This window comes from Streptomyces sp. NPDC057010 (assembly GCF_042673805.1).
Lineage (GTDB): Bacteria > Actinomycetota > Actinomycetes > Streptomycetales > Streptomycetaceae > Streptomyces.
Genome location: NZ_JBHUSC010000007.1, coordinates 73,485 through 94,503, shown reverse-complemented (window position 1 = coordinate 94,503; position 21,019 = coordinate 73,485). Strand labels below are relative to the sequence as shown.

The window sequence follows — 21,019 nt, the reverse complement described above, 5'->3', positions numbered from 1 at the left end:
TTCCTAGCGAGCGCGGTCCAGCAGATGCCGGACGAGTGTGATCAAAGCGTCGGCGGACGACTTCTCGTCTCGCGCGTCGCAGGTGACGACCGGGGTGTCGTCGAGCAGGTCCAACGCCTCGCGCAGGGCCCGTACCTCGCGGTCCGGTGTGCCGTCGAAGCGGTTGATGGCGATCGCGTAGTCGAGTCCGTACTGCTCGATCAGGTCGATCACGGCGAAGGAGTCGGCCAGCCGCTCGGGGTCGACCAGCACGAGCGCGCCGAGCGCGCCGCGTGCCATGTCCTCCCACATCTGGACGAAGCGCTGCTGCCCGGGCGTCCCGAACAGGTACAGCACGACGCGATCGCTGATGGTGAGGCGGCCGAAGTCCATGGCCACCGTGGTGGTGGTCTTGCCCCGTACTCCCCCGAGGTCGTCGAACGACTCGCCGGCGCGGGTCATCGTCTCCTCGGTGGACAGCGGGGGGATCTCCGAGATCGTGCCGATGAAGGTGGTCTTGCCCACCGCGAAGTGGCCGACGACGAGGATCTTCACGGCGGTCTTCGTCGCCCCGCCACGTACGTACGCCTGCTCATCCAAACTTGGTGCGGAGCGCATTCAGCACCTCCTCGAGGATCTGTGTGTCCGCCAGCGGGGCCCGCTGTACGGGAGGCCGGGTGATGAGGTAGCCGCCCTCGGTCAGGGCGGCGAGGAGGATCTTCACCACGCCCATGGGCAGCCGTGTGTGCCCCGCGATCTCCGCGACCGAGAGGTAGCCGACGGTGCACAGGTCCAGCAGGCTCTGCTCCTCGGGCGAGAGCCGCTTCGGGCGCTGCTGGTCGTCCTCGGCCGCGGTGACCAGGGTGATGAGGGACAGCTGCTCCTCGGCGGGCAGGCCGCGCCCCTTGGTGATGACGTACGGGCGGACTAAATCGCCTGCCGCGGGCTCGAAATCGTCGAGGGCCGTCATGAGCGGGCGCCGAGGTTCTCACGCGGCGGCGTCATCAGGACCTTGCCCAGCTGGCTGACGAGCTGCTGCATCCTGAAGGTGATGTCCTGCATGTCGACCTCCGGTGAGGCCGAGACGCCGAGGTAGGCGCCCTGCCCCGCGGAGATCAGGAAGACCCAGCCGCCGTCGAACTCGACGAGCGTCTGCCGCCACTGCTGGTTGCCCCCCTCGACGAAGAACCCGAGCGAGCGGCTGAGCGACTGCACGCCGCTCATCGCGGCGGCGACGGTGTCCGCGTTGTCCCTGTCGAAGTCCTTCGTCCGCGCCATCAGCAGACCGTCGGCGGAGATGAGGACGGCGTGCAGCGCCCCGGGTATCTCCAAGGCGCTGTCAAGCATCCATGACAGATCGTCGTTCACGAGACCTCATGCCCTTCACTGCTCGTATCACGTGTGTCACGTGTGCTGCTCGTCTGATCCGCCGCGTCCGAGCGCGTGGCCCGTCCGAACTGCGTGCCGCGCTGGAAGGCACCCATGATCGCCGCGGTGTCCTCGCCGGAACGCGTCGGCGCGGGCGCGGCCGGCGTGTTGCCGGGCACGATGGCCATCGGCCGCTTGCGACGGCGTCTCGGCAGGCCGTCGACGGTGGTGGCCGCGGGCGCCGCGGGTTCGGGGCCGCGCGGATCCGTCGCGGAGGTGCCGAAGACCGCGGAGGCCATGGGTGCCAGGGGGGCCACGGGGGTGGTGGAGGCCACCGGGGCGGCCGGCGCCGGGGCCTTCCTCTCCGGCATGGCCGTGAGGAGCTCGTGCGGGAGGAGGAGTACCGCGCGGACGCCGCCGTACGGCGAGTCGGAGTCCACGGAGGCCTCGAAGCCGAAGCGCTCGGAGAGTACGCCGGTCACGGCGAAACCGAACTGCGGCGGACTGCCGAGCCCCGAAACGCCGGAGACCCGCTCGCTCGACAGGAGCTTCGCGGCCTTGGCCCGTTCTTCGTCGTTCATGCCGACGCCGGCATCGTCGACGACGATGCAAATGCCCTTGGGCACGGTACGGATGTTGATCTCGACCACGGTGTCGGGGCTGGAATAGCTGGTGGCGTTGTCGAGGAGTTCGGCGAGGGCCAGGGCCACCGGTTCGACGGCCCGGCTGGTGATTCCGAAGTCGACCTGCGAAAGGATCTCCACCCGCCGGAAGTGCCGGATCCTGCCCTGCGCGCTGCGGACCACGTCGTAGACGGAGGCCACCTCGCGCTGCCGGCCCAGCCAGCCGTCACACAGCACGGCGATGGACTGGGCGCGGCGCCCGAACTGCGAATTCGTGTGGTCGATTTCCAGGAGGTCCTGGAGAATGACGGATTCGCCGTACTTGTTCTGCAGACCGGAGATGATCAACTGCTGTTCGGCGGCGAGGCCCTGGAGCGTCCGCATCGCGGACTTGAGGACCGATTTCGTCGCGTCCTGGGCCCGTTCCTTCTCCGCCTCGACGGACTTGGCGTAGCTGTTCTCCAGCTCGGCGTAGTGCCCCCGGAGTCCTTGGATCTCCCGCTGTAAAGTCCGCGCCGACTTGCGCTGGCGGACAATGACGGCGACTGCGCCGAGGACGGCGACAAGAAGGACCCAGAGCACTGGGTTCTGTATGTAGTACGTCATAAGACTCTCTTCAGGCGACCGACGACCAGCTGCCGCATTCCGTCAATGCGGGCGGACCGGCGGACCGTCCGTACCGGGAGGTCAGGCCCGGTTGTCCCCCATGGTCGGAGATGTCGTCTTATGCCCATCCGCCACTCGTAAGCGCGATGATCGTATCACCGGGCACGAACACGTGACTGATCGTCAATGTATGCATTTCCGGTGCATATTGCGCCAACTCGGCCCTCTTTCGGGGCCTGACTGAACGCCTGCTTCCGGCCACGGGACCCCCGCGTGGGCGGAGTTGCGCGGACGTGCGCGGACGACCGAACAGGACGCCCGGCACGGCGACTTCCCGGACATGTGCCAGGTGGCCACTGAACTCTCGGCCGTCAAGTGCGAGTTCGCATGACCGATCAGCATGGCAGACGCATGCGTGGAATTGCGCCGCATTCACCGCGCGCCCCCAACCGGGAATGCCGCAATGTGAGACGCCCCGGACGGAGCCGTGCCGGGCGGATCAGGGCTCGTCGGGAACGTGGATGTCCAGGACGCAGATGTCGTCCCGGTGCCCCGGCCGCTGTGCGGCCAGCCGCCGTGCGAGCGTGTCCTCCCCGCCCTCGCGAAGGAGCCGCAGCGCCGTCTCGGCGAGCCGGGCAAGTCCCCGTTCGATGTCCTCGCCCGGATCCTCCACCAGGCCGTCCGTGTAGAGCAACAGGTGGTCTCCGGGCAGCAGGTCGATCACGTCCTGCCCGTACACGGACTCGGCGTCGGCGCCGAGGAGGCTGCCCGGCGGCTGGGGCAGGAAGCGCACCGCTCCGCCCCGGATCAGCAGGGGCGGCAGGTGCCCGGCCCGTACCCAGGTCAGGCGGTGGTCCGCGGGCTCGTACCGCCCCATGACCATGGTGGCCGTGGCACCCTCCGGGTTCGAAGCCGTGTGGAGCATGAGGGAGTTGAGCCGGCCCAGGACGTCCGGGAGCGCCGAGCCGGTGATGGTCATGCCCTTGGCGGTGAACCGTAGCTGGGCCATGGTGCCGACCGCGGCCAGCCCGTGTCCGGCGACGTCCCCGACGACGAACAGCGCGCCCCCGTCCGGCAGTCCGATCGCGGAGTACCAGTCGCCCCCGACGTTCAGGCCGATGTCGGCGGGGACGTAGGCGACGTCGACGGAGAGCCCCGCGAGTTCGAGCGACTGCTCGGGGATCGGCAGCAGGGTGTCCTGGAGCCGGGCGCCGAGCGCCCGTTCGGCCTTCAGCATGCCGCGCTGGACGAGGTTGGCGCGTTCGCTCTCGAGCAGGGCGAGCTCGGCGTCCCGCAGCGCGGTGAGGTCCTGGAAGAAGCCGTGCACCTCGACGGGTGTGCCGTCCGCGTCGGTCTGCGCCTCGGCGACGATCCTCAGGTGCCGCACGCCCTGCGCGGTGGTGATGCGGAAGGGCTGGTCGACCGCCCCGCCGTCGCGCAGCAGCCGCTCGACGGCCGCGCCCATCCTCGGCAGGTCGTCCGCCACCAGGTGCCGGGGCAGCTCCTCCAGCCGCATGGGCCCCAGGGCCGGGTCGCGGTCGAAGACGGCGTAGACCTGCTCGGACCAGGTGATGGTGTCGGTGGCCAGGTTCCAGCCCGCCCAGCCGAGGTTTCCCAGCCGCTGCAGTTCGGTCAGCCTGCGCGCCTCGCGTTCGCTCGTGTCGTAGCGGATCCAGGACACCACCAGGCGCCCGCCGAGCCGGGAGGCCCGGACCGAGTACACCGACTGCTTCTGGACTCCGGCGGTGACCTCCTCGTAGGTGAAGGGCTCGCCCTGGTAGACCGTGCCCGTGCCGAGCGTGTCCAGGTAGCCGTCCCAGAGGGCGGTGCCCGCCACGGTGGGGTAGGTCTCCAGGATCCGCCGCCCCACCAGCTCCTTGCCCAGCCGGCCGGCCACGTCGACCGACTGGGGCGTCGCCGCGTCGATCCGGTAGTCCTCCACCTCGCCCGCGTCGTTGTGCAGGGGGGTGAGCAGGACGGCCGGCCCGGACAGGGCGTCGAAGACCGTCTGTATGGCATCGACGTCCTCGTGGAGCGGATCGGATCCCCGGGGGCCGCTGTCCTCCCGGAGCGGCCCGCCGCACAGCCTGACGGCCCGCCGCAGCAGGGTCCGGGTGCGGGCGTCGAAGGGGCCCGGGAGGGTGCGGAAGAACCCGACGACCGCCGTCATCGGCCGATTGCCGGGGACGGGGAGCCATGCCCGCGAAGGCCACCGCTCGGGCGGGTCCCCGATCAGCAGGTAGCGCAGGGCGTCCTGCCCCGGGTCCTCGAGCCACACCGCTTCCTGGGCCGCGACGGCCTCCAGCGCGGCGACACCGCTCAGCGGGGGGATGTGGCGCCACTGCTCGGCCAGTGCCTCTCCGGCACCGGCGCACCCGGTCAGCGCGAGGGTTCCGGCCGCCGCCACGTGGTAGATCATCACGGCGTCCACGTGCGCCGACTCGTTCAGTACCTCCCTCAGGAGTTCCGCGACGTCGTCCCCGGTCCGGGCGTCCGCCAGCCGCTCGGCCAGCCGGGCCAGGAGCACATGGTGCCCGGTGGATCCTCCGTCGCCGAGGACGTAGCGGCTCGCCCTGAAGGGAGAGAGGTCCGCGGCCGCCGGCACGGCGGGCTCGGTCGGCCCGGGCGTCGGTGGCGCCGCTGCCGCAGCCGTGGCGGCCGCGGGAGCCGAGCCGGCCCGCCCCAGGGTGATCCAGCACTCCTCCAGGGGGGTCCGCCGCCTCTGGGCGGCACGCTCCAGGAGCAGCTCGTACGCGGCGTCCGCGGACACGCCCTCCTGAGCCATCACCACGCCCTTGGCCCGCTCCAGGACAGCCGTCATCGAGGCGACGCCCTCCAGGTCCACGACCTCGGCGCGCAGCCGGGCCACGACCTTGGCCAGCGCCAGCACCTCGGGTGCCGCGCCGTCGCCGGCATCGGGGAGCAGGGGGTCGCCCTTCATACATCGAGAATGCCACTCCTCCCGGGCCTGGGAAGCCCGGATGACGTGAAAAGCCGGGTGCCTGACCGCCGGGTCCGGGGGTAGGCGCAGGGCGTGAAATACGTAACCGCAGGCAAGGAGTACAGCCGCGACAGCCGCTACGTCACCACGCGGATCACCGCCGACGGGCGCGACGGTCCTCGTGTGGAGGCGGGCCGCTACCGTCTGGTGGTCAGCCGCGCCTGTCCGTGGGCGAGCCGCGCCGTGGTCGTACGGCGCCTCCTCGGGCTGGAGCGGGCGCTGCCGATGGCCATCGCCGGGCCGGTGCACGACGAGCACAGCTGGACCTTCGACCTCGATCCGGGCGGGCGCGACCCCGTGCTCGGCATCGAGCGCCTGGAGGAGGCCTACCTCGCGCTGGACCCGGGCTACGACCGCGGCATCACGGTGCCGGCGATCGTGGACGTCCCGACCGGGAAGGTGGTCACGAACGACTTCCCGCAGATCACGCTCGACATGTCGGTGGAGTGGGCGCCCCACCACAGGGCCGGGGCGCCCGCCCTCTACCCGCCCGCGCTGCGGCCGCAGATCGACGCGGTGAACGAGGTGGTGTACCAAGACGTGAACAACGGCGTCTACCGGGCCGGGTTCGCCGGGTCGCAGGAGTCCTACGCCGCCGCGTACGAGCGGCTGTTCGCCCGGCTCGACTGGTTGTCGGAGCGCCTCGAACGTTCCCGCTACCTCGTCGGCGACACGATCACCGAAGCCGACGTGCGGCTGTTCACCACGCTCGTCCGCTTCGACGTCGTCTACCACGGCCACTTCAAGTGCAACCGGAACAAGCTCAGCGAGATGCCGGTGCTGTGGGCGTACGCGCGGGACCTGTTCCAGACACCCGGCTTCGGCGACACCGTCGACTTCGACCACATCAAGCGGCACTACTACCTGGTGCACGACGACATCAACCCCACCGGCATCGTGCCCGCCGGCCCCGACCTGTCGGGCTGGCTCGCGCCACACGGCCGGGCCGACCTGGGAGGGCGCCCGTTCGGCGACGGCACCCCGCCCGGGCCGGCCGCCCCGGGGGAGGCGGTCCCGGCCGCCCACACCCCGCTCGGCTGAGGGACGGCCCGCTGCTTGAACGGCCCGTGACGGGGCAGCCGCAGGAGGTATCCGAAAGCAGGTCCGGGGGGCGAAGGAAAAGGAGGTAGAGCGGTGCGCATCGCTTTTCTCACCGCGCCCGAAGGCGTGGAAGAAGTCGAACTCACCGAACCGTGGAAAGCCGTCCTGGGAGCGGGCTGGAATCCCCAGCTGGTCTCGACCGCGCCCGGGCAGGTACAGGCCTACCACCACCTGGAGAAGGCCGGCCGCTTCACCGTCGACCACATACTCGCCGGTGACACCTCGGAGGCCTTCGACGCGCTCGTCCTGCCCGGCGGGGTCGCCAACCCCGACGCCCTGCGGATGAACGAGCGCGCCGTCGGATTCACCCGGAGCTTCTTCACCGAGGGCAAGCCCGTCGCGGCGATCTGCCACGCCCCCTGGACGCTGGTGGAAGCCGATGTCGTGCGGGGCCGGACGCTGACCTCGTGGCCGAGCCTGGCCACCGACATCCGCAATGCCGGCGGCAATTGGGTCGACGAGCCGGTCTGGGTCTGCCGGGCGGCGCCCTCCACGCTGATCACCAGCCGGAAACCGGGCGACCTGGAGGTGTTCTGCGCCTCCGTCATCCGGGAATTCGACCAGCCCCGGCAGCGGGACGACAGCCTGGTCGGCTACCGGGTCGAGGCCTCCGACGGACACATCGGCACGGTGGACCGCCATTCACCCGAAGCGGGGAGCAGCCACCTCGTCGTCGACACCGGCCCGTGGATCTTCGGGCGTCACGTCCTGGTCCCGACGGAGGTCGTCGACCGGATCGACGCGGAGAACCGGACGGTCCATGTCTCCGCCACCAAGGACGAGGTCAAGCACTCGCCCGACTTCGAGAGCGGACGCCACGACGACGATGTCGCCAGCATCCGCCTCATCGAGCAGTACTACGCCAACCGGCACATGTGAGGCCTTCCCGGCCGGGCGTCAGGCGCCGTCGCCGGCGTCACCGGCCGGGCTCGGGCGCCCTCGCCCGCAGTCGTCACGCCTGGTCGTCACCAATAGTGCCGTCGGCCTCCGACCGCGTGCCCGACCCCGCCGAGCACCCACAGCACCACGCCCACCAGGACGAGGATCAGGCCGATCGTCCACAGGATGGATATCCCGAAGACGAAGCCCAGGATCAGCAGAATCACGCCGAGGATAATCATGAGAGCCTCCTTGTCCTGCAAAGCGCGGACGTCCTGCGTTTACCACTTTTGAGGCGTTTCACGCCTTTTTGCGGCAACTCCTGGCACTCGGGTTCGGACTCCGGAGGCGGGGCAGGCGCATCTCGGGCACTCCGGTGCAGAGCTGCGTTCGGAAAGGAGTTCGCGATGGGGCAGAAGGCCAAGGGCAGGATGGACAAGGCCAAGGGCAGGGCGAAGGAGGCCATCGGCAGGGTCACCGGCAACGAGCGGCTGGCGGCCGAAGGCAAGCTGGAGCAGGTCAAGGGCGAGGCCGAGGAGACCATCGGCAAGGCCTCGGACCGGGCACGGGCAGCCAGGGACGCGCCGCGCGGCCGCGGGATCTGACCCCTGCGCCGTAGACCCGTACACCGCAGAGCGTGGCCCCCGACGAGCGGTCGTCGGGGGCCACGCGTGCGCGGGGGCGACCGGCCCCCTGAGCCCCGGAGACCGGATCGTCGCAGGTCAGGGCACGGAGTTTGGGTCGCGGCCGCCTGTCAAGTAACGAACAGCCGGGGCTACGGCCCCGCCCCTCATCCGGGCACGGTGGAGATCGGCCTCCTGCGCAAGGGCAGGAGCCAACCGCCACCCGGATAGAGGAATCCATGTCCCGTCGCGCAGGCGTCTTCGTGACGCGTCGCCCCCGACTCGTGCTGTTCGCCGCGCTGGTGTTCCTCGTACTGTCCGCGGTGTTCGGCGCGGAGGCGACCAGCCGGCTGAAGACGCAGGGGTACGACGACCCGCACTCCGAGTCCAGCCGTGCCGCGAGCGTGGCGGCCAAGCACCTGGGCGCCTCCCCCAACCTGGTCGTCGTCGCCGAGGCCCGCAGCGGTTCCGTCGACGACCCGGCGGCCCGCGCCGCGGGCGAGGGCCTGACCAGGCTCCTCGCCGCCCAGCCGCAGGTGAGCGCCGTGTCCTCGTACTGGACCGGCAAGCCGGCGGAGCTGCGCAGCCGGGACGGTCACGCGGCCATGCTGGTCGCGCACGTGGACGGCGAGGGCGAGCAGCTCGCAGCGCGCGTCAAGCGGCTGGGCAAGGGCCTGACCACCGCGCCCGTCTCCACGAAGGACCTGAACGTGCGCGTCGGGGGGACGGCGCTCATCGACGCCGAGCTCCAGGACCTCTCCGAATCCGACCTGAAGCGGGCCGAGTCCGTCGTCCTGCCGGGCACCCTGATCCTGCTGGTCCTCGTCTTCGGCAGTGCCGTGGCCGCCGCGCTGCCCCTGCTGATCGGGATCCTGGCCATCGGCGGGACGCTGCTGGTCCTGAGCGCCCTCGGCGCCGTCACCGACGTCTCCGTGTTCGCGCTGAACCTCACGACCGCACTGGGCCTGGGGCTGGGCATCGACTACGGGCTGCTGATCGTCTCGCGGTTCCGTGAGGAGCTCGCCCACGGCTACCTGCCGCGCACCGCCGCCATCCGGACCGTGCGCACCGCGGGCCACACCGTCGTCTTCAGTGCCGCGACGGTCTCCGCCGCGCTCGCCACGCTCCTGGTGTTCCCCCCGTACTTCCTGCGCTCCTTCGCCTACGCGGGCATCGCCGTGGTGGCGATCGCCGCGGTGAGCGCCGTGACCGTGCTGCCGGCCCTGCTCACGCTGCTCGGGCACCGGGTCAACGCCTGGGCCGTGCCGTGGCGCCGCCGGGTGCAGCTGGGCTCGGGGTCCCGCTTCTGGGAGGGGCTGGCGCGGATCGTCGTACGCCGCCCGCTGATCGCGGCGCTGCCGGTGATCGGACTGCTGGTGCTGCTCGCCGCACCGTTCGCGCACGCCGGATTCGCCACCCCCGACGACCGGGCGCTGCCGATGAGCGCGTCCAGTCGGCAGACCGGTGACCTGGTGCGCGACGCGTTCGACATGAAGGGCTCCAGCGCCCTCACCGTCGTCGTCACCGGCAAGGCGCCGGCGTCGGCCCAGGAGGACTACGCCCGCCGGCTGTCCGCGCTCCCGCAGGTCGCCCAGGTCACCGGTCCCCAGGGCAGCTTCCGGCTCGGCAGCAGGGCGGCGGCTCCCGGCCCCGCCCCCGCCGCCGCCAAGCCCGTCGGCGACGGCCCGCGCCTGCTCTCCGTGGTACCGACGGCCGACCCCCAGTCGCGCGCCGCCCAGCAGCTCGTGCACGACATCCGCGCGCTTCCCGCCCCGGCGGGCACCGACGTCCTCGTCGGCGGACCGAGCGCGGTGCTCGTCGACGCCAAGGACACGGTGGGGAGCCGGATCCCGCTGGCGCTCGCCGTGATCACCCTCACCACGTCCGCGCTGCTGTTCGGTTTCACGCGCAGCCTGCTGCTGCCCCTGAAGGCCATCGCGCTGAACGCCCTGAGCCTCGTGGCCGTCCTCGGCGCCATGGTGTGGATCTTCCAGACGGGCCATTTCAGCAGCCTGCTGGACTTCACGCCCGGACCGCTCACCACGACCATGCCCGTGCTGCTGTTCTGCATCGTCTTCGGACTCTCGGTGGACTACGAGGTGTTCGTCCTCGCGCGCATCAAGGAGGCGCACGAGGCCGGGGAGGACAACGCCGACTCGATCGTCTCGGGCCTCGCCCACACGGGCGGCATCGTCACCACCGCCGGCGCCCTCCTCGCCTTCACCCTCCTGAGCTTCGGCACCTCCCGGGTCTCCCTCCTCCAGTTCTTCGGGATCGGCGCCGGCCTCGGCGTCCTCCTCGACGCCACGCTCGTACGGGGCGTCCTCGTACCGGCGCTCATGCGCCTGGCGGGCGACCTGAACTGGTGGGCACCGCGGCTGCTGCGGCCCAGGGCGCCGCGCCCGGCGCCCCGTCCTCCCCCGGGCACCACCGGGTGCCGCCCTCCGGGCCGGTGCCCCCCGGGCCGCATCCCCGCCCGTGTCAACGTCCGCAACCACGCTCACACCCCCGCACACGCACACGCGCGCCGCTGACCACCAGGGCGCACCCCTCGTCCCCACCGCCCCGGTCGCTCTCCGCCCAGGGCACTACCGCAAGGAATCACCGTCATGACCGACATCGCCATCACCGGACTCGGCTGCCGCTTCCCCGGCGCCTCGGACATCCACTCCTACTGGCAGCTCATGATGAGCGGCGAACGGCAGTTCTCCGCCGTCCCGCCCGAGCGCTGGAACCACGAGGTCTTCCACGCCCCCGGCAACGCGTCGGCCCGCAACGCCGCCTACACCGACCAGGTCGCCTTCCTGGAGGACGTGGACCGCTTCGACGCCCTGCACTACGGCCTGCCGCCCGCCCGCGCCCGGGCGATGGACCCGCAGCACCGGCTGATGCTCGACGTCTCCCGCGAGGCACTCGAGGACGCGGGCATGGGCCGCGGCGACTTCGACCGGGAGAACACCGGAGTCTTCTTCGGGATCTCGGTGTCCGACTACAAGGACCTCATGGCGGTCCCGCTCCGGGCCATCGGGCTGGCCGAGGAATCACTCGCGGCGGACGACCGCGAAGGCCTCGCGGCCGTCAAGGAGCAGGCGGAGCAGCTCGGCACCGTCCATGCCTTCACCCTGCCGGGGAGCCTGCTCAACATGGCGGCGGGCACCGTCAGCCGGCAGTTCGACCTCGGCGGCCCCAGCTACGCCGTCGACGCCGCCTGCTCCAGTTCGCTGGTCGCCCTCGACCAGGCCGTCGCCCAACTGCGGCAGGGGAGCTGCCGGATCGCCGTCGTCGGCGGCGTGTACCTCAACCTGACCCCGGACAGTCTGGTCGGCTTCTCCAAGCTCCGTGCGCTGTCCGCCTCCGGGGTGTGCCGCCCCTTCGACGAGACGGCCGACGGCTTCGTCCTCGGCGAGGGCGCCGGCGCCGTCATCATCCGGCCGCTGGCCGACGCGCTGGCCGACGGCGACCGCGTCTACGCGGTGATCAAGGGCATCGGCTCGGCCAACGACGGGGCGTCCCCCGGACCGCTGGCCCCCACCCCCGAAGGCCAGCTGCGTGCCATGCACCGCGCCTACGACGACGCGGGGCTGCCCCCGTCCTCCGTGGGCTTCCTGGAGGCCCACGGCACCGGCACCGCCGTCGGCGACCGTGCGGAGCTGGAGGCGCTGCGCCGGCTGCGCACCGAGTACCCCGACGACGACCCCTCGCTGTGCTACCTCTCCTCGGGCAAGGCCCTCATCGGGCACTCCCTGTCCGCGGCGGGCATCGCGGGACTGATCAAGACGGCCCTGGTCGTCCACCACCGCACGATCGTGCCGCAGCCGGAGACCACCCCCCACCCGGACCTGCCCGTCTCCGCCGCGGGTCTGCGCTTCGCGCACACCGCGCGGCCCTGGCCGAGCCCCGGCGCCCCGCGGCGGGCCGCCGTCAGCTCGTTCGGTTTCGGCGGCACGAACGTGCACGTGGTCCTGGAGGAGCCCCCCGCGGTGCCCCTGTGCCACCCCTCCGTACGGGGTGAGGGCACGGAAGGCGCGGTGGCCGCGGGGCCGCAGCTCCTCATGCTGTCGGCGGGCAGCCGGGCCCTGCTGGTCAAGCACATCGGCGACGTACTCGACGCCGTGGACCGGGCGTCCGGCGTGACGATCGAGGCGCTGGCCCACACTCTGGGCTCGCGAGAGACGCTCACGGCCCGGCTCGCGATCGTGGCCTGCGACACGGCGGGGTTCACCCAGCGGCTGCGCCACGCCCGCCGGCAGCTCGAGGAGGGCGCCACCGGCGACCTCGGCGACGGCGCCTTCACCGCCGACGCGCCCCTGCCGGCCGCGCAGCGCCGCATCGCCTTCCTCTACCCCGGGCAGGGCAGTCAGCGCCCGGGCATGATGCAGGACCTCTACGAGAGGTTCGCCGGGTTCCGCTCGACCGTCGGTCTCCTCGGCGCCGTGGCCCGGCGGGACACCGGCTTCGACCTCACCGATCTGCTGTACGGCGAGGCCGCGACGACCCGTGGCGACGACGCAGAGGAGCTGAGGCAGCGCCTCGCCGCCACCGACGTCTGCCAGCCGCTGCTCGGTACCGTCCAGATCGCCGCCACCCGGCTGCTCGCGGGCTGCGGCATCGCCCCGGACCTCACCCTCGGCCACAGCGTCGGGGAGTTCGCCGCGGCCGCGGCGGCCGGGGCGCTCACCGACGAGGACACCGTCCGGCTGCTGGTCCACCGGGGTGCCGTCCTGCGGCAGGCCGAAGCCGGCGTCCGGGGCGGGATGGTCGCCGTACAGGCCGACAAGGAGACCTGCCGCCGGCTCATGAACGGCATCGACGACGTGTGGCTCGCCTGCTTCAACCAGCCGCGCCAGGTCGTGGTCAGCGGTACCCCGGGGGCGCTCGCCGCCCTGCGGGAGTCCTGCGCCGGGGCCGGGGTCGTCACCGTGACGCTGGAGGTGGCCAACTCCTTCCACTCGCCGCGGCTGACCTCCGTCGAGGAGCCCATGCGGACCGACCTCGCCGACCGCACGATCAGCAGCCCCGTCCTGCCGTTCGTCTCGTCCGTGGACGCGGCGGTCTGCACCGACCCCCAGCGGCTGCGCGACCTGTGGGCCCGGCACGCCTCCACCCCGGTGCACTTCGGCGATGCCGTCCACACCGCCTACGACGAGGGAGCCCGCGTGTTCCTCCAGGTGACCGGCGGCAACTCGCTCCTCACCTCGGTCCGCCGCAACCTCGTCGGCCACGGCGACGTCCACGTCATCCCGGTCGGCGGGGCGGGGCCGGACAGCGGCCGCAGCTTCGTCCTGGCCCTCGCCCGGCTCGCGGTCATGGGCGCCCCGGTCGACCCGCGCGCCCTGGTTCCCGAGGAGGGCCGGCGTCGGCTGGACCTGCCGGTGGCCGGGCTCGACGGCCAGTCCTACTGGACGTCCGCCAAGCGCCCCGGCCGTAAGGACGCCCCCGCCACTGCCACCACCGCCCCCTCCCCCGTTCCGCCCCAGCCCGCACCCACCCAGGAGACCCCGATGAACGACCCCGTGAACGAGCCCGCGCAGGACGCGATGCAGGAACTGCTCCAGCTGGTGCAGCAGCAGGCGGCGCTGCTCAGCCGCCTCGGCGAGGCGCTGCCCGGGCAGCAGCCCGCCGCCCCCGTCGCCACACCTGCGACGGTCGCGGCCGTCCGCGAGCCCGAGGTCCCCGAGGTCCCCGAGGTTCCCGAGGTCTCCGCGACCCCTGAGATCCCCGAGACCACCGAGCTCCCCCGGGCGGCCGCCGAAGCCCCCGAGGCACCCGAAGTCCCTGAGGCACCCGAAACGCCCGCCGACCCGCCCGCCCCCCGCTCCCCGGCCGTCGAGCAGCTTCCACCGACCGGAAGCATCGAGGAGATCACCGGCGTCGTACTCGCGCACGTGGCCCGGATCAGCGCCTTCCCCGTGGACCACCTGCGCCACGACCAGCTGCTGATCGACGACCTCGGCTTGGACTCGCTGATGCTGACCGACCTGTTCGTCTCGCTCAAGCGGCAGTGGCCGCAGTGGAGGTTCGACGAGAAGGCCGCCGACCGCCCGACCGTAGCGAAGATCGCCGCGTTGATCGCGAACGTTCCGGTGGCCGACCGGCCCACCGCCGTCCCCGGTCAGCGCGCCGACGACGGGCCGCAGGCCCCGCCGTCGTCGCCCGCCCACCTGACCGTGGTCCCGCCGGCCCCCGAGCCGATCCCCGAGGAGCACACGCGGATCGAGTGCTTCCCGGAGGTCGGCGCCCACGGCGAGCGCCTCGCCCTGCTCGCCGGGGCGGGCCTGCCCAATCCGTACTTCCTCGTCCACGAGGGCGGCATCACGGACAGGACCGTCATCGACGGCCGCGAACTCCTCTCCTTCTCCAGTTACAACTACCTGGGCCTGGCGACGCACCCGCAGGTGAACGAGGCGGCCAAGGAGGCGATCACCCGCTACGGCACCTCGGTGTCCGCCAGCCGGCTCCTGTCCGGCAACCGTCCGCTCCACGTGGAGCTCGAGGCGGAACTGGCCGGCCACCTCGGTTGCGAGTCCGCGCTCGCCCTGGCCAACGGGCACGCCACCAACGTCACCGTGATCGGGCACCTCGTCGGCCCCGGGGACCTCGTCATCCACGACGCGCTCGCCCACGACAGCATCCTGCAGGGGTGCAAGCTCTCCGGAGCGACCCGTCGCCCGTTCCCCCACAACGACGCGGCCGCCCTCGACGCGATCCTCATGCAGGTCCGCCACCAGTACCGGCGGGTGCTCGTCGTCATCGAGGGCGTGTACAGCATGGACGGCGACATCGCCGACCTGCCCGCGCTCGTCGAGGTCAAGCGCCGGCACGGCGCGCTCCTGATGATCGACGAGGCACACAGCATCGGAACGATCGGCGCGACGGGGCGCGGCATCGGCGAGTACCACGGCATCGAGCGCTCGGCCGTCGACCTGTGGTCGGGCACGCTGTCCAAGGCACTGGCGAGCTGCGGCGGCTACGTCGCGGGGAGCCGCTCGGTGGTCGACTACCTGCGCTACACGGTTCCCGGCTTCGTCTACAGCGCCGGCATGACCCCGGCCGACGCGGCCGCATCGCTGGCGGCCCTGCGTCTGCTGCGGGCCGAGCCGCAGCGGGTGGCGCGTCTCGCGGAGAACGCGGCCCTGTTCGCCCGCCTCGCGCACGATGCGGGCATCGACATCGGGGACAGCCACGACACGCCGATCGTCCCGTGCATCCTCGGGGACTCGGCGAAGACCGTGGGGCTCGCGGAGTCCCTGTTCAGGCAGGGCATCAGCGTCAACCCCATCCTCTATCCGGCGGTACCGGAGGACATGACCCGGCTGCGCTTCTTCCTCACCTGTGACCACACGCCCGAGCAGATCCGGCGGACGGTGACCGCGCTGGAGCACGGTCTGCGGCAGCCCGCCACCGACACGGCCCGTGCGGCCTGAGACCCGCCGGCATGGACACCGTGTTCCCGCCGATCGCGCCGGGCCTCATCCACCGGTGGGGCGCAGCCGCCCTCATCGTGGCCCGGCGCTCCGACCTCCACCGGGCGCCGGTCCTCTCACCGGCCGAACAGCGCGTGGCCCACGCGCTGCCGGCCCGGCGGCGGGCCGAGTGGGCGGCCGGGCGGCTGCTCGCCAAGCGCCTGGTCTGCGACACCGTCTCCGCGCCGCCGCAGGACGTGGAGATCCTCCCCCGGGAGGACGGCAGCCCCTGCGTACGCGTCGGGGGCCGCCCGGTGCCCGCACTGAACGTCTCCATCAGCCACACCGCGGGCCACGTCGCCGCGGCCCTCGCACCGCAGGCGACCGGAGTGGACCTGTGCGAGACCGGTTCGGCCGACGCGGTACGCCGGGTCGCGGACCACGCGCTCTCCCCCGGCGAGCTCGCCCTGATCGGTACGGGCCGGGCCGAGGTCATGGCCGGTGCCTGGGCGCTGAAGGAGGCCGCGGTCAAGGCCGACCGGAGCAGTGTCTTCGGCGCCGCTCCGCGCCGCATCCCCATCCTCGGCCTGCGGCCGCCCGTACTCGGCGCACGGCGCCGCGCGATGGTCTGGCGGGCCGGGGAGGCGGTCCTGGCCCTGGTCCTGGCGGACGGGGCCCCGCCGCACTGCGTTGGTGCTCCTCCGTCCGCCGGATCATGCTTGTCAGTGGAGCCCCTGGCCGTGCAGGTTCCCGTGGGACAGCGGGCAAGAACTAGCGAGGGCGAGATGAGCGGCGATGGAGCGAGTTCCCACCTCTCCCGGTGAGCGGCCCGAGGAGACGGACGTCTCCCGCGAGGCGGCACCCACGGCCGCGTCAGGCAGTACGCCCTGGGACGAATCGCTGAGGGAGTGGGCGTTCGCCCAGTCCCCCTGCTACCTCGCGGTCTTCGACGCGGACCTGCGGCTGGTGCGGGCGAACGTCGGCATGGAGCACACGCTGTCCCTCGCGGAGGCCGAGATGCGCGGCCGCCGTCTGCCGGAGATCGCCCCTGATCCCGTGAGCGACGAGACCGAGCGGAAGATGCGCCTGGTGCTGGAGACCGGTGAGCCGCAGTCGGTGGACGCCTTCGTCCGCCCCGGGGGTACGGGCGCGGAGCACGGCTGGTCGACCTCGCTGGCGCCCTTGCGGGACGCGGACGGCCGCGTGCGCGCCGTGTTCCTGGTAGCGCACGACAGGACCGGGGTCGAGGGCGGTCCGCAGCAGATGCTCGAACCGAACGTGACCGCCGCGCCCGCCGCGCCCGTCGCTCCCGTCGCTCCCGCCGTGCCCGACGGCGCCGCCCCGGACAGCGCCCGCGCCACGCGAGAGCACACCACCACCATGACGCTGCAGCGCAGCCTGCTCCCGCACACGCTGCCCCAGCAACCGGCGCTGGAGATCGCCTCCCGCTACCTGCCGGCGGGCACCGAGGCCGGGCTGGGCGGCGACTGGTTCGACGTGATCCCGCTGTCGGGCGCACGGGTGGCCCTGGTCGTCGGCGACGTCGTCGGCCACGGCATCCGGGCCGCCGCGACGATGGGCCGGCTGCGCACCGCGGTACGCACCCTGGCCGACGTGGACCTGCCGCCCGACGAGCTGCTCACCCACCTCGACGACCTGATCATCCACCTGTCCGCCGACGACGCCGACCGGGACGGCTCCGGGGAATCCGCCGGGGGCATCGGCACCACCTGCCTGTACGTGGTCTACGACCCGGTGACCCGCCACTGCACGGTCGCCCGGGCTGGCCACCCCCCGCCCGCCGTGGTCTCCCCGGAAGGCTCCGTGTACCTCCTCGACGTCCCCGCCGGCCCGCCGCTGGGCCTGGGGGGCCTGCCCTTCGAGACCGCCGAGGTCGAGCTGCCCGAGGGCAGCATCCTCGCCCTGTACACCGATGGCCTGCTCCAGCCCCGCGAGCGCGACCTCGACGAGGCCCTGGACAGCATGTTCGCGGCCCTCGTACGTCCCGCCTCCTCACTGGAGACGGTGTGCGACCGCGTACTGACGGCCCTGCTGACCCACCGCCCCGATGACGACGTAGCGCTGCTCGTCGCCCGGACCAGGGCCCTGCACTCCGACAAGGTCGTCGTCCTGGACCTGTCCTCCGACCCCTCCGTCGTCGCCGACGCTCGCCGGCACGCCACCGACCAGCTGACGGCCTGGGGGCTCGAAGAGGCCGCCTTCGTCACCGAACTCCTGGTCAGCGAGCTGGTCACCAACGCCATCCGCTACGGCCAGCCGCCCATCCAGCTGCGGCTGATCCACGAGAGCACCACCCTGATCTGCGAGGTCTCCGACGCGAGCAACACGGCCCCGCACATGCGGCGCGCGCGGATCTTCGACGAGGGAGGGCGGGGGCTGCTGCTGGTCGCCCAGCTCGCCCAGCGCTGGGGCACGCGGCACGCTCCCGTCGGCAAGACGATCTGGGCCGAGCAGTCCCTCGTCGGATTCTGAGGAGCCAGGGACCTTCGGCCCTTCCCTGTGACGCGGCTGTGACAGTCGACGGACGGCGTCGTGAAGTGGCGCGGTCAAGGTTTTCGGTAAGGACAAATACCGACATTCCGGTAGATGTCCAACTGCTTCCGAGGATGCGAGCAGAGATGACCTGACCGATCCGTCGGAGGAAATCCCATGAGCCTCGCCCTCGGCACCTCGTACGACGAAGCCCCCCTCCCGGCGCTGGCCCCGCGCGAGCAGGAGGCACTGCGCCACATCGCGGCAGGGTGCACCTACCTGCAGACGGCGCGTCTGATGGGGCTCTCGAAGCACACGGTCGACGCCTACCTCCGCCGCATCCGGGCCAAGCTGGGCATCAACACCACCGCCGAGCTGACCCGACTGGCCATCTCCCTGGGGCTGTGACGGCGGACCGTCCCTACGGCCCGCCGAAGACCGGCAGGGCCCAGGCCGGCGGCTCCGGCGGGGGCGCGGGGTTCCGCGTGATCCCGGAGGACCCGGCGTCCGTACGGACCGACGGGTCGGCCACGACACCGGCCACCGCTCCACCGCCCGTGGCGGCGCGCAGGGCCGCCACGAATTCCAGGCAGGACCCGTAGCGGTCCTCGGGGACCTTCGCCAGAGCCTTCGTCATGACCTCGTCCGCAGCGGGCGCAAGACCCGGCATCCTCTCCGTAAGGAGGGGGGCCGGGTCGTACTGGTGCGCCCACAGCAGCGCCATGTCCTCCTCGCGCTGGAAGGGCGGCCCGCCGGTGAGGCATTCGTAGACGACGCAGGCGAGGCTGTAGATGTCGCACCTGCCGTCCACCGGACGGCCGGAGATCTGTTCCGGCGCCATGTAGTCGAGCGTGCCGACGATCTCGCCGGCGGTCGTGATCCCGCTGAGGGACAGCGACTTCTTCGTCAGTCCGAAGTCCGTGAGATAGATGTGTTCGGGGTGCTCGCTGTCCGTGCCCGCGGCGACCAGGATGTTTCCGGGCTTGACGTCCCGGTGCACCAGATCGTGCGCGTGGGCGGCGTCGAGTGCGGATGCCACCTGGGTGGCGATGCGCAGCGCGGTCGGGGCGGGGAGCGGGCCGTCGCGGTCCAGCAGGGCCCGCAGGTCCAGGCCGGAGACGTAGCGCATGGCGATGTACAGGACGCCCTCGGTCTCCCCGGCTTCGTAGATCGGCACGATGTGCGGGTGGTCGATCTTCGCCGCCACCCTCGATTCGTGGGTGAAGCGGCGCCGGAAGGTGTCGTCGCGGGCGCGCTCCGGGGCGATCAGCTTGAGGGCGACCGTACGGTCCAGGCGCAGGTCCTTGGCGCAGTAGACGACGGCCATGCCGCCGCGGCCGATCAGGCGCTCGATCCGGTAGCCCGCGATCTGCTGGCCGATCAGGCCGGAGGGCCGGCCCGTGTACTGGCTCAGGTTGGATGCCGTGCCCATGCCGACCCCGTCCTTCCGTACTTGAAAGTCTATCCAGTGATCCACACGTGTGCCCGTCCAAGGCCGGACGCGCAGGACGTCCTCCAGCGAAGCCGCGCTGGAGGACGTCGTCGGGTCGGGGGCGGGGGTCAGCCGGTGCCGCCGTTGCCGCCCCGCCCGCCCTGACCGCTGGTCTCGCAGCCGAGGCCGACGCAGATGCCGCCGTCGCCGCCCCGGCCGCCGGCGCCGCCGTCGCCCCCGGGGACCGGCGCGGCCCCGCCGTTGCCGCCGTCGCCGCCGTTCACGCTGCCGCGGCACACGCCGACGCAGACGCCGCCCTTGCCGCCGTCCTGGCCGGTGCCGCCGGGACCGCCGTCGGTGCCGGTGCCGCCGTTGCCGCTGCCGTTGCACTGCCCGACGCAGACCCCGCCCTTGGAGCCGTTGGTGCCGTTGACCGTTCCGTCGCAGCTGCCGGCGCAGACCTTGTCCCCGACGCGGACGCTGCCGTTGCCCACCTGGACGCCGCCGGCGCCCGCCTTGAGCTTGCCGATCACCTGGCCGACTCCGAACCGGTCCCCACCGTGCCCGCTGCCGCCGCCACCGAGAGCGAGGTCCTGGTGCCCGACGGCGACGACCTGGGCGGTCGGGATGGCCGGAGCGGCCGAGGCGTCCGACGCAATGGCGCCGGCACCGATCAGAGTCACCGAGAGGGCAATACCGAGACGAAACTTCCAAGAGGTGGCACGCATGAGGTTCTCCCTGGCCAAGTAGTTGGTTCAGTGGGTGATTCGGTTCCGAAAGACGCGGGTTCCCCGGCCCATGTGGGCCGGGGAACCCTTCAGCCCCCGCTTTTCCCGCCCTGGTTCCTTACTCGGAGAAGGGGAAGGCACCTCCCATCAGGGCGAACCAGTCGCCGTCCTCGTACTGCTTCTGCCAGGTGTCGAGCTGGTGGTCCGAGAGGTCGTACTTCTCGGTGATCTTGTCCCTCATCTCGTCCGAGTCGTCGGCCGCCAGGAGCAGCACGATCTGCACCTTGTCGAACACCGACAGATCCGACTTGTCCTTGTCGGGCAGGTCACTGAACCGGAGGCATCCGGAGCGGCCGGGCTTGCCGGGCTCGCCCGGCTGACCGGGCTTGCCGCCCTTGCCGCCCTCGCCGCCCTTGCCGCCCTCTCCACCCCTGCCGATCTTGAAGCAGGGCGGGTGCTCGGCGGCGACCGAGGAGCTGGTGCCGGCCGGGGAGTGGGACTCGGATGCCTGCGCGGCACACGCCGTACCGGCGAAGAGGGCCAGGGAGGTGGCCGCCAGGATGAGCGGACGCTGCCAGGAAATCGTGGACATGGGGTTCTCCGTTGCCGTGATCAAGTCGCCTTGATCAAGAGGGGGTGGGGATGAGAAAGGGGTGGGGGGGTGGGGTGGAGGCCATAAAGGCCCCCCCCCCCGGCGACCGGGGCCCGGTAGAACGGGACCATTAACGGGAGCAGTAAACCCACGCCCCATCCGACCCCCCCCACCGTACCCCCAGTGCCCCA

The 21,019-nt window shown here is 72.0% G+C and carries 16 protein-coding genes and 1 pseudogene; 8 read left to right on the top strand and 9 right to left on the bottom strand.

Features of this window, described 5'->3' with window-relative positions:
• Positions 1-3: 3 nt before the first annotated feature.
• The 5 genes from ACFTXQ_RS10510 to ACFTXQ_RS10490 all read right to left on the bottom strand — a co-directional run bounded on the left by ACFTXQ_RS10510 (position 4) and on the right by ACFTXQ_RS10490 (position 5,517).
• Positions 4-597, bottom strand: a complete 594-nt coding sequence (locus tag ACFTXQ_RS10510; protein ID WP_382638138.1) for an ATP/GTP-binding protein — start codon at positions 595-597, stop codon at positions 4-6.
• Positions 572-949, bottom strand: a complete 378-nt coding sequence (locus ACFTXQ_RS10505; protein ID WP_382638135.1) for a DUF742 domain-containing protein — start codon at positions 947-949, stop codon at positions 572-574. Before ACFTXQ_RS10505 ends, ACFTXQ_RS10510 begins: the two co-directional genes overlap by 26 nt.
• Positions 946-1,347 carry a roadblock/LC7 domain-containing protein gene (locus ACFTXQ_RS10500; protein ID WP_382638133.1) on the bottom strand — a complete coding sequence of 134 codons (402 nt, stop codon included), beginning with the start codon at positions 1,345-1,347 and terminating at the stop codon, positions 946-948. The genes ACFTXQ_RS10505 and ACFTXQ_RS10500 overlap by 4 nt, the downstream gene beginning before the upstream one ends.
• A complete protein-coding gene (locus tag ACFTXQ_RS10495; RefSeq protein ID WP_382638130.1) occupies positions 1,344-2,576 on the bottom strand; it encodes an ATP-binding protein in 1,233 nt (410 codons plus the stop codon). The genes ACFTXQ_RS10500 and ACFTXQ_RS10495 overlap by 4 nt, the downstream gene beginning before the upstream one ends.
• A gap of 499 nt (positions 2,577-3,075) precedes the next feature.
• The gene (locus ACFTXQ_RS10490; RefSeq protein WP_382638127.1) at positions 3,076-5,517 is read right to left on the bottom strand and encodes a SpoIIE family protein phosphatase; all 2,442 of its coding nucleotides are present in this window, start codon (positions 5,515-5,517) and stop codon (positions 3,076-3,078) included.
• A gap of 93 nt (positions 5,518-5,610) precedes the next feature.
• Between ACFTXQ_RS10490 and ACFTXQ_RS10485 the strand changes: the two genes are divergently transcribed.
• Together ACFTXQ_RS10485 and ACFTXQ_RS10480 are read left to right on the top strand one after the other, a co-directional pair.
• Complete coding sequence (locus tag ACFTXQ_RS10485; RefSeq protein ID WP_382638125.1) at positions 5,611-6,618, top strand: glutathione S-transferase family protein; 1,008 nt, start codon at positions 5,611-5,613, stop codon at positions 6,616-6,618.
• Between the two features lie 93 nt (positions 6,619-6,711).
• Positions 6,712-7,236 (top strand): annotated as a pseudogene (locus ACFTXQ_RS10480) (type 1 glutamine amidotransferase domain-containing protein); the annotation flags it as partial.
• Positions 7,237-7,643: 407 nt separating this feature from the next.
• Here the strand turns inward: ACFTXQ_RS10480 and ACFTXQ_RS10475 are convergent.
• A complete protein-coding gene (locus ACFTXQ_RS10475; protein ID WP_382638123.1) occupies positions 7,644-7,799 on the bottom strand; it encodes a DUF6131 family protein in 156 nt (51 codons plus the stop codon).
• A 165-nt stretch (positions 7,800-7,964) separates the two neighbouring features.
• Here ACFTXQ_RS10475 and ACFTXQ_RS10470 point away from each other — a divergent pair, with 165 nt between their 5' ends.
• From ACFTXQ_RS10470 to ACFTXQ_RS10445, 6 genes are all read left to right on the top strand, one after another.
• A complete protein-coding gene (locus tag ACFTXQ_RS10470) occupies positions 7,965-8,162 on the top strand; it encodes a CsbD family protein (protein ID WP_382638120.1) in 198 nt (65 codons plus the stop codon).
• A 257-nt stretch (positions 8,163-8,419) separates the two neighbouring features.
• Positions 8,420-10,714, top strand: coding sequence for an MMPL family transporter (locus tag ACFTXQ_RS10465; RefSeq protein ID WP_382638117.1), 2,295 nt, complete (start codon positions 8,420-8,422; stop codon positions 10,712-10,714).
• A gap of 75 nt (positions 10,715-10,789) precedes the next feature.
• Entirely contained in the window at positions 10,790-15,604 is a 4,815-nt protein-coding gene (locus ACFTXQ_RS10460) for a type I polyketide synthase (protein WP_382638114.1), read from the top strand.
• 11 nt (positions 15,605-15,615) lie between these two features.
• On the top strand, positions 15,616-16,407 hold the full coding sequence (locus ACFTXQ_RS10455; protein ID WP_382638111.1) for a 4'-phosphopantetheinyl transferase family protein: 792 nt from the start codon (positions 15,616-15,618) through the stop codon (positions 16,405-16,407).
• A complete protein-coding gene (locus tag ACFTXQ_RS10450; protein WP_382638108.1) occupies positions 16,379-18,076 on the top strand; it encodes a SpoIIE family protein phosphatase in 1,698 nt (565 codons plus the stop codon). Before ACFTXQ_RS10455 ends, ACFTXQ_RS10450 begins: the two co-directional genes overlap by 29 nt.
• Positions 18,077-18,253: 177 nt before the next feature.
• Positions 18,254-18,484 carry a response regulator transcription factor gene (locus tag ACFTXQ_RS10445; protein WP_382638106.1) on the top strand — a complete coding sequence of 77 codons (231 nt, stop codon included), beginning with the start codon at positions 18,254-18,256 and terminating at the stop codon, positions 18,482-18,484.
• Between the two features lie 13 nt (positions 18,485-18,497).
• Here ACFTXQ_RS10445 and ACFTXQ_RS10440 read toward each other — a convergent pair whose 3' ends face one another.
• The 3 genes from ACFTXQ_RS10440 to ACFTXQ_RS10430 form a co-directional block, all read right to left on the bottom strand.
• Positions 18,498-19,508, bottom strand: a complete 1,011-nt coding sequence (locus ACFTXQ_RS10440) for a serine/threonine-protein kinase (protein ID WP_382638104.1) — start codon at positions 19,506-19,508, stop codon at positions 18,498-18,500.
• A gap of 128 nt (positions 19,509-19,636) precedes the next feature.
• The gene (locus ACFTXQ_RS10435) at positions 19,637-20,191 is read right to left on the bottom strand and encodes a hypothetical protein (protein ID WP_382638101.1); all 555 of its coding nucleotides are present in this window, start codon (positions 20,189-20,191) and stop codon (positions 19,637-19,639) included.
• Between the two features lie 163 nt (positions 20,192-20,354).
• Positions 20,355-20,828, bottom strand: coding sequence for a hypothetical protein (locus ACFTXQ_RS10430; RefSeq protein ID WP_382638100.1), 474 nt, complete (start codon positions 20,826-20,828; stop codon positions 20,355-20,357).
• Positions 20,829-21,019: the final 191 nt, after the last annotated feature.

Coding starts and splice junctions, on each gene's coding strand:
- ACFTXQ_RS10470 (WP_382638120.1), top strand. CDS start 7,965: ATGGGGCAGAAGGCCAAGGGCAGGATGGACAAGGCCAAGGGCAGGGCG.
- ACFTXQ_RS10495 (WP_382638130.1), bottom strand. CDS start 2,576: ATGACGTACTACATACAGAACCCAGTGCTCTGGGTCCTTCTTGTCGCC.
- ACFTXQ_RS10430 (WP_382638100.1), bottom strand. CDS start 20,828: ATGTCCACGATTTCCTGGCAGCGTCCGCTCATCCTGGCGGCCACCTCC.
- ACFTXQ_RS10490 (WP_382638127.1), bottom strand. CDS start 5,517: ATGAAGGGCGACCCCCTGCTCCCCGATGCCGGCGACGGCGCGGCACCC.
- ACFTXQ_RS10440 (WP_382638104.1), bottom strand. CDS start 19,508: ATGGGCACGGCATCCAACCTGAGCCAGTACACGGGCCGGCCCTCCGGC.
- ACFTXQ_RS10445 (WP_382638106.1), top strand. CDS start 18,254: ATGAGCCTCGCCCTCGGCACCTCGTACGACGAAGCCCCCCTCCCGGCG.
- ACFTXQ_RS10455 (WP_382638111.1), top strand. CDS start 15,616: ATGGACACCGTGTTCCCGCCGATCGCGCCGGGCCTCATCCACCGGTGG.
- ACFTXQ_RS10460 (WP_382638114.1), top strand. CDS start 10,790: ATGACCGACATCGCCATCACCGGACTCGGCTGCCGCTTCCCCGGCGCC.
- ACFTXQ_RS10510 (WP_382638138.1), bottom strand. CDS start 597: ATGCGCTCCGCACCAAGTTTGGATGAGCAGGCGTACGTACGTGGCGGG.
- ACFTXQ_RS10475 (WP_382638123.1), bottom strand. CDS start 7,799: ATGATTATCCTCGGCGTGATTCTGCTGATCCTGGGCTTCGTCTTCGGG.
- ACFTXQ_RS10450 (WP_382638108.1), top strand. CDS start 16,379: ATGGAGCGAGTTCCCACCTCTCCCGGTGAGCGGCCCGAGGAGACGGAC.
- ACFTXQ_RS10505 (WP_382638135.1), bottom strand. CDS start 949: ATGACGGCCCTCGACGATTTCGAGCCCGCGGCAGGCGATTTAGTCCGC.
- ACFTXQ_RS10465 (WP_382638117.1), top strand. CDS start 8,420: ATGTCCCGTCGCGCAGGCGTCTTCGTGACGCGTCGCCCCCGACTCGTG.